Below are 10,571 nucleotides of genomic sequence, written 5' to 3' on the forward strand. Positions count from 1 at the left end.
AGCGTTGGTGTCCGCGGGGGCTATCCGCAAACAATCGCCTGTTTCTCGGCCCGCTGTGCGAACGATCTCGCCGGTTCCGCTTTGTCCACTGCGGGCGGGGCTAACCGGAATGAGGAATGTTCCATGACCAACAAATGGCTGCTATGTGCGACGACTGCCGTGGTTCTGATTGCCACGCCCGCTTTGGCGGCGAGTGAATTGCAACAAGGCTCGGGATCCTCCCAGGTCTCGGAACCGTCACAAGCCCAGCGGGACAATTCGCAGGATGCTATCGGCAAGGCGCTGAGGGACCGACGTCCGCCAGCCTCACCTTCCGACCAGTCGATGGACGACGGCGCCGCGCGAGATGGCGATCGCTCGGCAAGCGCCGGCCAGGACGAGCAAAGCTCGCACGGAGCGAGGATGGCACAGCGGCGTCTGCGTGCTGCCCTCAGGGAGGCTGGCTTCACCGACGTCCGGATCGTCGATGCCACTTATCTGATCAAGGCGAAGGATGAGAATGGCAATCCTGTCATGATGTCGATCAATCCGTCGGCAATGAGCCACCACGCGAGGAGCCGCGCGGAAACCAACGGCGTCGCCGAGAGCGGTGGCGGCTATGGCACCGAAGCGGTTGACGAAGCTCGCGGCGGGGATGGCGATTATGCTCAGGCGCGCAGCCGTGGTGGTCACGGCCAATGGGGTGGTAGCGGGCAAAATGCCTTTGAGCGTGCTTACGAGCGGGGCTTCCGCGCCGGATACAGCCGTGGTTTCGACAGCGCCCAACGGCGCTGATCGCAGCGCGGCCTTTGTCGCGCGGTGAACTGTCTGCACGACCTCACCCGCTCATAGCCTCCGACGCATGCCGGAGCAGCTAGGGCGGGTGAGCCGTTGTCCCGTAGGACGCTGAACGCGCGCGAAGGCGGGCGAGGGCACGGCTGCCGGCACCCGTCCCCCCGGGGCTTAGAGCAACGAGGTGATGGGGCGCTTGATCACTTGCGCCGCGCGGCGGAATGGCGGAAATGGGGTGCCGGATTCCCAGGATACGAAACGCATGAGCAAAGCGACGAGTCCCCATGGCCCACTCCGCGTCGGCGTCGGCGGGCCGGTCGGCTCCGGAAAGACGGCGCTGATGGATGCGCTGTGCAAGGCGCTACGCGACCGGTATCAGATCGCCGCCATTACCAACGATATCTATACGAAGTGGGACGCCGAATACCTCGTGCGCTCGGGCGCGCTTGATGCCGACCGCATCGCCGGCGTCGAGACCGGCGGTTGCCCGCACACCGCGATCCGCGAGGATGCCTCGATCAACCTCGCTGCCGTCGCCGATATGCGCGCGAAGTTTCCCGATCTCGATCTGATATTGATTGAGTCAGGCGGCGACAATCTCGCCGCGACCTTTTCGCCGGAACTCGCCGACATTACGATCTATGTGATCGACGTCGCTGCGGGCGACAAGATTCCGTCCAAGGGCGGGCCCGGTATCACACGCTCCGATCTGCTGGTCATCAACAAGATGGATCTCGCGCCTTATGTGGGCGCCTCGCTCGAGGTGATGCAGCGCGATGCAACGCGGATGCGCGGCAAGCGGCCCTTCGTCATGACCAATATGCGCGAGGGCAAGGACGTCGGCGGCATCGTCAAGTTCATCGAAGAGAAGGGCGGACTTGCTCATTAGACCCGTACGCAAACAAAACGGGGCGCCGCAATGGACGCCCCGTTCGCAGCCCCATCGGTGCCTGCGCCGCTCACTACCGATAGCGGCAGCGCCGACGGCCCCAATCGTCTTCCCAGCAGACGCGCGAACGGTGCCGATAATGCCGCTCTTCGGCATTGGCGCCGATCGCCGCACCTGTGGTGCCGCCGATCACCGCACCAACCGCGGCGCCTTCCGGACGTCCGGTCGCCGCGCCGCCGATAATGGCGCCTGCACCGGCGCCGACGATGGCGCCGCCAATCGCGTCTTGCGCGCTGGCGCCGACCGGCATCGAAATCAGCGCAGTCAGCATTGCAGCGCTAAGAATTGCCTTGCGCATGTTGTGCCTCCACAATGATTGTCTGAAGTTGCTTGAAGTCCGCCTTGAAAACGTTGCTGAAGAAAGTTGGTTCCATGGATAGAACATCGGCGCAGGAGCGCCTCGCCGCTGCGCTGCAGCGCATCGACGATTCGCAAGGCGAGGGCGCACGCGCCGTACTCACTGTCTATCGCGATGCGGCGCAGGCCGCCGCGGAAGCCAGCGATGCTAGAGCTCGCACCGGTACGTCGCTCGGCCCGCTGGACGGCGCCATCGTCACCATCAAGGATCTATTCGATGTCGCCGGGGAGGTGACGCGGGCCGGCTCGAAGGTGATCGCCGCCGAAGGCAAGGTCGCGGTCGAGGATGCGGTCATCGTGCAGCGTCTCCGCGCCGCCGGCGCGGTGATCGTCGGCAAGACCAACATGTCGGAGTTCGCCTTCACCGGCGTCGGCGCCAATCCGCATTTTGGCACGCCGGGTAATCCGGCCGACCGCGCCCGGGTGCCGGGCGGCTCGTCGTCGGGCGCCGGCGTCGCGGTCGCCGATGACATGTGCGAGATCGGCATCGGCAGCGACACTGGCGGCTCGGTCCGAATTCCGGCCTCGCTGTGCGGAGTCATCGGTTTCAAGCCTTCGAGGCAGCGTGTGCCGACCGTCGGGGCTTTTCCGCTGTCCTATTCGCTCGATTCGATCGGGCCGCTGGCGAAGTCGGTGGCGCAATGCGCCGCGGCCGACGCAGTCATGGCGGGCGAAGCGCCGTGGACGCTCGATGCCGCGCCGCTTGCCGGTCTACGCGTCGGCGTCGCTCAGGGACTGCCGCTGGAAAATCTCGACGACACCGTCGGCCGGCGCTTTCCCGAAGCGCTCGACCGGCTCGAGAAAGCTGGTGTGCGGCTGTCCTATGAGAAGTTGCCGATGTTCGACGACATGATGGCGCTGCAGATGCGCATCAGCATTCTCGTCGCCGAGGCTTACTCAGTCCACAGCGAGCGCATGACGCAGCACGCCGCTGGAGTTGATCCGGTCGTCGCGGCGCGACTGATCAAGGGCAAGGATATCGCGGCGCATGATTACATCAACGCCGTGCGCACGCGTCAGGCGCTGATCCGCGCCCTGGACGAGCGCATGCGCGATATTGATGTGCTGGTGATGCCATCGACCGCGACAGTCGCGCCGCGGCTCGACGAACTCGGCGAGCCGAAGGCCTTCCTGCAGCGCAACGCCATGCTATTGCGCAACACCACCATCGGCAATTTCTTCGATCTCTGCGGCGTTTCGATTCCGTTGCCGCGCGACGGCCTGTTGCCGACCGGCCTGATGCTGTTGGCGCGTAATGGCCACGACCGGCAACTGCTGCGTTTCGCTGCCGCTGTGGAGAAGCTGTTCGGCTAGATCCTTACAGCTTGCGCAGCGCTTCCATCAGCGCGCGATAGGGGGCGTCGCCGAGCTTGGCGCGCAGACCGGCCTCGTGGGTGTCGGCGAGCGCCATGGCCTGCTTCAACGTCGTCTGCCCCGTCGGTGTCAGGCGCAAGGCGTGGCGGCGGCCATCGGCACTCGATGGCAGGCGTTCGATAAGGCGGCGTTTCTGTAGGCGGTTGAGGAGCCGCACCAGCCGCGCCCGTTCGATCGCCAGTGTGTTGCCGAGTTCGGCTTGGGACAGGCCTTCATTGGCATTGATGACAGACAGCACAGAAAACTGCGCCGGGCTGATCTCAAGCGGCGACAGCGTACGGATGAAGTCTTGAAACACCCAGATCTGCAAACGGCGGATGAAGTAGCCGAGGTGGCCGTCGAGCGGGCCGAGGTCGCTGACGGCGCCGGCTCTGCGGCGGCCGGCCGCGGGCTTCTCGGCGGAAGCGCCGTCCTCGGCGACTCCGCCGCTGCTGGCCCGCATCGCGGTCGTCGCCCTGCTTGGCCCGGCCTTCTGCATCCGGCATTGCTCCCTGATGGCGGCGCGTCATAAGAGATGGCGCCTGTCCGATTATGGTGTTGACGGGAATTGTTGTCCTAGTCAACAATACGATCCAAATTTGGCGATCACGGGCGTCGCTCGGCCGGAAGCGGCCGGCGTTGCCCGTGTCCGCGTTGTGTGCCTGTCAAAGCCGGAATAAATCCGGCATCATCTATTGAAACCGGCCATCGTCGGCCAGGGGGAGGAAATGCCATGACCAACAAGACACCCAGGAACACTGCCGGCGTCAGCCGCCGCACCGTGACCGCCGGTCTCGGCGCGCTCGGTCTTACCGCGGGACTCGCGCCCTTTAACATCGCGCGCGCCGCCGGGCCGCTGAAGGTCGGCGTGCTGCTGCCGCGCTCCGGCTATCAGGCGGGCATCGGCCAGGACTGCCAGCGCGGCGTCGATATCGCGGCCGGCATTCTCAAGGATCTTGGCTATCCCGAACTCGAGATCGTCAATGCCGATACCGAAACCAATGTCGATGTCGCCCGCTCGCGCGCCGAGAAGCTGATCGGCGAGGGCGCCCAGCTACTGATGGGAGCGTTCGATAGCGGTCAGTCGAGCGCCATCGCGCAGGTCGCCGAGCAGAAGGGCATCCCCTTCGTCATCAATATCGCAGCCGCGCCGCCGATCACGGAGCAGGGCTACAAGTTCGTGTTCCGCAACTTCCCGACCGCGGGCATGATCCTGCGCGATGCCTTCGTCGACCAGAAGGAAATCTTCGAACTCACCGGTGCGTCGCCGAAGACTGCGGTGTTTATGCATGTCAACGACACCTTCGGCACGGCGATGGCCGGCGGCATCGGCGCGGTGATGCCGAAGTTCAACATGCCGTACAAGATCCTCGAGACCATCCCTTACGATCCGGCGGCGCGCGATCTCTCGGTCGAACTGGCCAAGGCCAAGGCGACCGGCGCCGAGATCCTGCTGATGGTCAGCCGTCTCAACGACGCTATCTTGCTGACCCGCGAGATGGTCAAGCAGCGCTGGTCGCCGACCTCGATCATGAGCATGGGTCCGGGCTGGTACGAAGACCAGTACCTCAAGACTCTCGGCAAGCTGTCGGACGGCCCGCTGAGCTTTGCGCCGTGGTACGATCCGAACAAGAAGCTGTCGAAGGCACTCGAGGCTGCGCTGGCAAAATCAAGCCCCGGCGTCAACCTCAACACCAACCACGTCTATACCTTCGAGGCGCTGCTGGTCGCCGCCGACGCCTACAAGCGCGCCGGTTCGACCGATCCGAAGGCGCTGGCCGACGCGATCCGCAAGACCGACATCAAGGACAATTCCTCGATCGGTCCTGGCATCTCGTTCGACGCCAAGGGCCAGAACGACAAGATCATCGGCGGCGGCATCCAGAACCGCGGCGGCAAGCTCGTCACCGTGGCGCCGAAGGAAGCGGCCAACGCCAAGCCGGACTGGCCGCTGAAGCCGTACAATCAGCGTTCGTAAGGCCTGGGGCTTTAAATATCGACGTCATGGCCGGGCTTGTCCCGGCCATCCACGTCTTGTCTTATGAAAAGTGCAAGTAAGTCGTGGATGCTCGGGACAAGGCCGGGCACGGCGGCGAAGGGGTCCGTATCGGGCCCGGCGTTCCAAGGATTTTGAGTTGCCCTTCGACATCTATCTCAACGTCGCCGTCGGCGGCATCCTGACGGGTCTGGTCTACGGCCTGATGGCGCTCGGCCTGTCTGTGATCTTCGGCGTCGTCCGCGTCGTCAATTTCGCCCATGGCGAGATGATGACGGTGGCGATGTATATCGCCGTCACCTTGTTCTCAGCGTTTCACCTCGATCCGCTGATCATGCTGGTGCCGATTGCGGCCACTCTCGGCGCGTTTGGCTACGCGTTGCAGGCCGGCGTCATCAATCCGTTCATCACACGGCCGGAGCACAGCCAGTTTCTCCTGCTGGTCGCAGTCGCCATCATCCTGGTCAACATCCTGCTCATCGCGTTCGGCCCGGACGCGAAGACCGTGCAGGTCTCCTACGCCTATGACAGCTATCAACTCGGCCCGCTGATCGTCGACGCGACCAAGGCTTATGCAGCGCTGGCGGCGCTGGTCGTTGCGGCGGCGCTGTTCTGCTTCTTCCAATATACGACGCTCGGGACGGCGATCCGCGCCTGCGCCGACAACTACACCGGCGCTCTGGTGGTCGGCCTCGACGTCAAGCATCTTTACGCGCTCACTTTCGCCCTTGGCTCGGCTTGCGTCGGCGCCGCCGGCGTCATGCTGGCGCTGATCGTCGACGTGACGCCGTCCATCGGCCCAGCCTATACCTTGCTCGCCTTCATCATCGTCATCACCGGCGGTCTCGGTTCGATGCCGGGAGCCTTGATCGGCGGGGTGATGATCGGGCTCACTGAAGCGTTGGCCGGGTTGCTGTTCACGCCGTCGGCCAAGAGCATGTTTTCGTTCGCCATCCTCGTTCTTGTGCTGCTGTTCCGGCCGCAAGGCATCCTCGGCAAGAAGGTCGCGTGATGCTGGGCCGCCTTACCGAAGGCCTGTCGGCCCGCACCCTCATTCTTCTCCTGTTGCTGCTTGCCGTAATGCTGGCGGCGCCATTCTTCGCCAGCGACTATCTGCTCACCGTGCTGATCCTGATCCTCTACTTCGCCTATGTCGGGCAGGCGTGGAACATCATGATGGGCTTTGCCGGACAACTGTCCCTCGGTCATGCACTCTATGTAGGCCTCGGCGCCTATACGGCGGCGGCACTCTACGTCCATTTCGGCATTGGGCCGTGGATCGGCCTCCTCATCGCCATTCCGATCGCCGCTTTGGCCGGCGCCTTCATCGGGTACCTGGCCTTCCGCTTCAAGGTCGGCGGCGTTTATTTCGCCATTCTGACGATCGCTTTCGCGGAATTCGCCCGCGTCGGTTTCGACCATCTGGCCTTCACCAAGGGCTCGTCCGGCCTGTTCCTGCCGGTGGCGCAATACTCGAAGAACGATCTCTGGCACCTGCGTGGTCAGCCGGTGATGTTCTATTACGTGCTGCTGGTCGCGGTGGTGGCGGCCTTCATCGGCTGCCGTGCGCTGCTGCAGAGCCGCATCGGCTACTTCTGGCTCGCCATCCGCGAGGACGAGGAAGCCGCGCGCTCAGCCGGCATCGATACGTTCCGCTACAAGATGATCGCGGTGGTCATTTCGGCGGCGATGACTTCGTTCGCCGGTGTCATCTACGCCTTTTATTACAACAACCTGTTTCCGGAGCAGGTCTTCCACATCTCGCGCTCGATCGAAATCATCCTCGGCCCGATCGTCGGCGGTGTCGGCACCTTGTTCGGACCGATCCTCGGCGCCTTCGTGCTGACGGGGCTCGCCGAGTCGCTGACCGAAGGCCTGCACGCCATCGGCATCGATATTCCCGGGGCCAAACAGGTTTTCTACGGCATCTGCCTGCTGTTCGTGATCATGGCCCTGCCGGACGGCGTATGGCCGTGGGTCAAGCGCCGGCTCGGCCTCGCGGAGCGAGCACCATGACCGCGCTTCTCAAAATCGAAGGCATCAGCAAGCGCTTCCGCGGCCTGCTCGCGGTGGACAAGGTCAGCTTCGAGGTGCCGCAGGGCGGCATCCACGCCGTGATTGGGCCAAACGGCGCTGGCAAGACCACGCTGTTCAACATGATTGCCGGCGTCCATGCGCCTGATGGCGGCGCCATCACCTTCGCCGGCGAACGCATCGACGGTCTGCCACCCAATCAGGTTTGTCAGCGCGGCATTGGCCGCACCTTCCAGATCGTAAGGCCATTTCCGGCGCTCTCGGTCGAGGACAATGTCATTGTGGGCGCGCTGATGCACCGTCGCGACGTGACGGCTGCGCGCGCTCACGCCCACGAGGTCATGCGTCGGCTTGATCTCTACGACAAGCGGGCACAGCGCGCCGCATCGATGACGCTACCGGACCGCAAGCGGCTCGAGGTCGCCCGCGCGCTCGCCACCGATCCGAAGCTGTTGCTGCTCGACGAGGTCATGGCCGGCCTGCGCCCGACCGAGACAGACCGCATCGTCTCTATCCTGCGCGACCTCAATCGGGACACCGGCCTGACCATCCTGCTTATCGAGCACGTCATGCGCGCCGTAATGGCGCTCGCCCAGCAGATCGTCGTGCTGCACCACGGCGCCAATATCGCCGAAGGCGCGCCAACCGACGTCGTACGCGACAAGGCCGTAATCGACTCCTATCTCGGCGCGGAGGCGGTCTGATGCTTCTCGTCGAAAACGTCGATGTCCACTACGGCGACGCGCAGGCGCTCGACGGTGTCACACTGGAGATTCCCGAGCGTGCCATCGTCGCCATCGTCGGTGCCAATGGCGCCGGCAAGACGTCGCTGATCCGCGCCATCGCCGGCATTAACAGGCCGACGCGGGGCCGCATTCTCTATCGCGGCGACAACATCGCCGGCCTGCCTAGCTACAAGGTCTGCAATCTCGGCATCGGCCAGGTCGCCGAAGGCCGCCAGGTGTTTCCGACCCTGACCATCGCAGAGAATCTGGCGATGGGGGCGATGATCCCGCGCGCCCGCGCCAACCGCGAGCGCAATCTCGAGCGCGTCTACGCGATGTTTCCTCGCCTTGCCGAACGCCGCGCGCAGGCGGCCGGCACCTTATCCGGTGGCGAGCAGCAGATGCTGGCGATCGGGCGTTGCCTGATGGGGGAGCCGGAGGTGGTGATGTTCGACGAGCCGTCGCTCGGCCTTGCGCCGGCGGTGGTGCAGCAAGTGCTGGCGACGGTGCGCGATCTCAATCGCGACGGGTTGACCTGCGTGCTGGTCGAGCAGAACGTCGCGGTGTCGCTCAAGCTGGCGAGCCACGCTTATGTGCTCGAGAATGGCCGAATTACCCTGTCCGGCACGGGCGAGGCGCTGCTCGGCGACGACCGCGTACGGCAGGCCTATCTCGGGATCTGAGGACTAGCGCCGCACCGAACCGTGACCGCGGCGGCCCTGACGCATCAGCAGATCGAGCGCGGCGACGCGCAGGCTCAGCGGATAGTGAGGATAGCTGGCGCGCAGAAGCTTGAGCGCTTCGGCGTCGGTGGCGGGGGAGTAGCGCATTACGCTGTCGGCCATGTGCCGGGCATCGGTGGCCGGGTCGGCGGAGCGGCGCGCGAGGGGAAGAGCTTCACCCATTTTCAGTCCTGTGCGCTGTCGAACCACAATCTGGACCCGGCTCTTCCAGTCTGCGGCTTGGATGTTAGGGATTGGTTAACAACGCAAACGGCCGACGGTTCCACACCGCCGGCCATTCAACAGCTAACTGATTCGCCTCGTACGCCGAAGCCGCAGTTTTAGGCTTACTTCAAGGGCTGACCGATGGTCACGGTCAGGCTGCCCACACCTTCGACACTGCATTCTAGCTTGTCGCCCGGCGCCAGGGCGCCGACGCCGGCCGGCGTGCCGGTCATGATGATGTCGCCGGCGGTGAGCTCCACCATTTTCGACAGGTCGGCGATGATCTCCGGCACATTCCAGATCATCTGGTTGATGTTGCCGTCCTGGCGGACCTTGCCGTTGCAGGACAGCGTGATGCGCGCTTCCTTCGGATGGCCGATCTCGGAGGCGGGCTTGATCGGGCCGCACGGCGCCGAATGGTCGAAGTTCTTGCCGACTTCCCACGGCCGTTCGAGCTTGCGCGAGGCGATCTGCAGGTCGCGGCGCGTGAGGTCGATGCCGACCGCATAGCCGAAAATGCAGTCATTGGCTTTCTCGACCGGAATGTTGCGGCCGCCGCTCTTGAGGCAGACGACCAGTTCCACCTCCTGGTGCAGATCCTTGGTCAGCGACGGGTAGGGCACGGTGCCGCCATCGCCGACCACCTCATCGGGAAACTTGGCGAAGTAGAACGGCGGCAAGCGCTCGTCCTGACCCATTTCGCGAATGTGTTCGACATAGTTGCGGCCGACACACCAGATGCGGCGGACCGGGAAGACCTTGGACGAGCCGGCAACCGCTATAGCGGCCTGCGGCGGCGCTGGGATGACGTAATCCGCGCTCATGGAGGGGGCCTTTTGCAAAGGGTGGAGGGACGGAACGCCGGAAGGCGCGGTCTCCGGTACCCTATTGTCCAAGCCCCGACAAGCGGCGGACTGAGCAGGGCCGCCGGGCTAGACCGTAACGACCCGGCGCAGCGCCGTACGCAGCACGGCGGCTTCTTCGCCGCCATAAGCCGCTTCAAATTCGGCCTGCGCCTTGAGCCAATGCACGCGAGCGGCTTCGAATTTCGTTTTGCCTTTGGCGGTCAGCGATACCTGCCGGATTCGCGCGTCGTCCCCGGCCGCGATCGCGACGAGCTTGTCGCGTTGCAGCGGTTTGAGGGCACGGCCGAGCGCTGTGCGGTCCAACACCAAGGCCTCGGCGAGGCGGCCGATGGTCATCGGCCCCAGGCGGGCGAGCCGGGACAGGATCGAATATTGCGAGCCGCTCAGTCTCGTGCTGGCCAGGTGCCGGTCGTAAACCTGGCTGAGATGCCGCGAAGCCTGGCGTAACGCGAGGTTATTGCAAGGGGTTTCGTCGAAGGCCGATTGTGCCGCCTGGAGCGCCGCTGCGTCGCTCTCAGCTTTGCCATCGGTTCTCTGCATGGCTCACATACCCGGTCTCTGTCTGCGTTCTCT

Annotated in this window: 13 protein-coding genes; 8 read left to right on the forward strand and 5 right to left on the reverse strand. The window is 64.4% G+C overall.

Annotated elements, in window-relative coordinates; all coding sequences use genetic code 11:
- Nucleotides 1–123 precede the first annotated feature (123 nt).
- Nucleotides 124–774 carry a hypothetical protein gene (locus ASD45_RS04225; protein ID WP_056910344.1) on the forward strand — a complete coding sequence of 217 codons (651 nt, stop codon included), beginning with the start codon at nt 124–126 and terminating at the stop codon, nt 772–774.
- Between the two features lie 259 nt (nt 775–1,033).
- Nucleotides 1,034–1,660, forward strand: a complete 627-nt coding sequence (gene ureG, locus ASD45_RS04230; protein ID WP_056910345.1) for an urease accessory protein UreG — start codon at nt 1,034–1,036, stop codon at nt 1,658–1,660.
- A 73-nt stretch (nt 1,661–1,733) separates the two neighbouring features.
- Here ureG and ASD45_RS04235 read toward each other — a convergent pair whose 3' ends face one another.
- Complete coding sequence (locus ASD45_RS04235) at nt 1,734–2,018, reverse strand: glycine zipper domain-containing protein (protein WP_056910346.1); 285 nt, start codon at nt 2,016–2,018, stop codon at nt 1,734–1,736.
- Nucleotides 2,019–2,092: 74 nt separating this feature from the next.
- On the opposite strand from ASD45_RS04235, the gene ASD45_RS04240 reads away from it, so the two are divergent.
- Complete coding sequence (locus ASD45_RS04240; protein WP_056910347.1) at nt 2,093–3,391, forward strand: amidase; 1,299 nt, start codon at nt 2,093–2,095, stop codon at nt 3,389–3,391.
- 4 nt (nt 3,392–3,395) lie between these two features.
- Here the strand turns inward: ASD45_RS04240 and ASD45_RS04245 are convergent, their stop codons facing one another.
- Nucleotides 3,396–3,893, reverse strand: a complete 498-nt coding sequence (locus tag ASD45_RS04245) for a MarR family winged helix-turn-helix transcriptional regulator (RefSeq protein ID WP_056912581.1) — start codon at nt 3,891–3,893, stop codon at nt 3,396–3,398.
- 270 nt (nt 3,894–4,163) lie between these two features.
- Between ASD45_RS04245 and ASD45_RS04250 the strand changes: the two genes are divergently transcribed.
- The 5 genes from ASD45_RS04250 to ASD45_RS04270 all read left to right on the forward strand — a co-directional run bounded on the left by ASD45_RS04250 (nt 4,164) and on the right by ASD45_RS04270 (nt 8,868).
- A complete protein-coding gene (locus tag ASD45_RS04250; RefSeq protein WP_056910348.1) occupies nt 4,164–5,408 on the forward strand; it encodes an ABC transporter substrate-binding protein in 1,245 nt (414 codons plus the stop codon).
- Nucleotides 5,409–5,565: 157 nt separating this feature from the next.
- Nucleotides 5,566–6,438: a branched-chain amino acid ABC transporter permease gene (locus tag ASD45_RS04255; RefSeq protein ID WP_056910349.1), complete on the forward strand. Its 873-nt coding sequence runs from the start codon at nt 5,566–5,568 to the stop codon at nt 6,436–6,438.
- Complete coding sequence (locus ASD45_RS04260; protein WP_056910350.1) at nt 6,438–7,442, forward strand: branched-chain amino acid ABC transporter permease; 1,005 nt, start codon at nt 6,438–6,440, stop codon at nt 7,440–7,442. Before ASD45_RS04255 ends, ASD45_RS04260 begins: the two co-directional genes overlap by 1 nt.
- Nucleotides 7,439–8,164 carry an ABC transporter ATP-binding protein gene (locus tag ASD45_RS04265; RefSeq protein WP_056910351.1) on the forward strand — a complete coding sequence of 242 codons (726 nt, stop codon included), beginning with the start codon at nt 7,439–7,441 and terminating at the stop codon, nt 8,162–8,164. The genes ASD45_RS04260 and ASD45_RS04265 overlap by 4 nt, the downstream gene beginning before the upstream one ends.
- Nucleotides 8,164–8,868: an ABC transporter ATP-binding protein gene (locus ASD45_RS04270; protein ID WP_056910352.1), complete on the forward strand. Its 705-nt coding sequence runs from the start codon at nt 8,164–8,166 to the stop codon at nt 8,866–8,868. Before ASD45_RS04265 ends, ASD45_RS04270 begins: the two co-directional genes overlap by 1 nt.
- Before the next feature lie 3 nt (nt 8,869–8,871).
- Here ASD45_RS04270 and ASD45_RS04275 read toward each other — a convergent pair whose 3' ends face one another.
- The 3 genes from ASD45_RS04275 to ASD45_RS04285 all read right to left on the reverse strand — a co-directional run bounded on the left by ASD45_RS04275 (nt 8,872) and on the right by ASD45_RS04285 (nt 10,538).
- Entirely contained in the window at nt 8,872–9,090 is a 219-nt protein-coding gene (locus tag ASD45_RS04275; RefSeq protein WP_056910353.1) for a hypothetical protein, read from the reverse strand.
- Nucleotides 9,091–9,254: 164 nt separating this feature from the next.
- Nucleotides 9,255–9,956: a fumarylacetoacetate hydrolase family protein gene (locus tag ASD45_RS04280; RefSeq protein ID WP_056910354.1), complete on the reverse strand. Its 702-nt coding sequence runs from the start codon at nt 9,954–9,956 to the stop codon at nt 9,255–9,257.
- Between the two features lie 108 nt (nt 9,957–10,064).
- Nucleotides 10,065–10,538, reverse strand: coding sequence for a MarR family winged helix-turn-helix transcriptional regulator (locus tag ASD45_RS04285; protein WP_082540638.1), 474 nt, complete (start codon nt 10,536–10,538; stop codon nt 10,065–10,067).
- Between the last annotated feature and the right edge of the window lie 33 nt (nt 10,539–10,571).

Source organism: Pseudolabrys sp. Root1462, assembly GCF_001426945.1.
Classification (GTDB): domain Bacteria; phylum Pseudomonadota; class Alphaproteobacteria; order Rhizobiales; family Xanthobacteraceae; genus Pseudolabrys.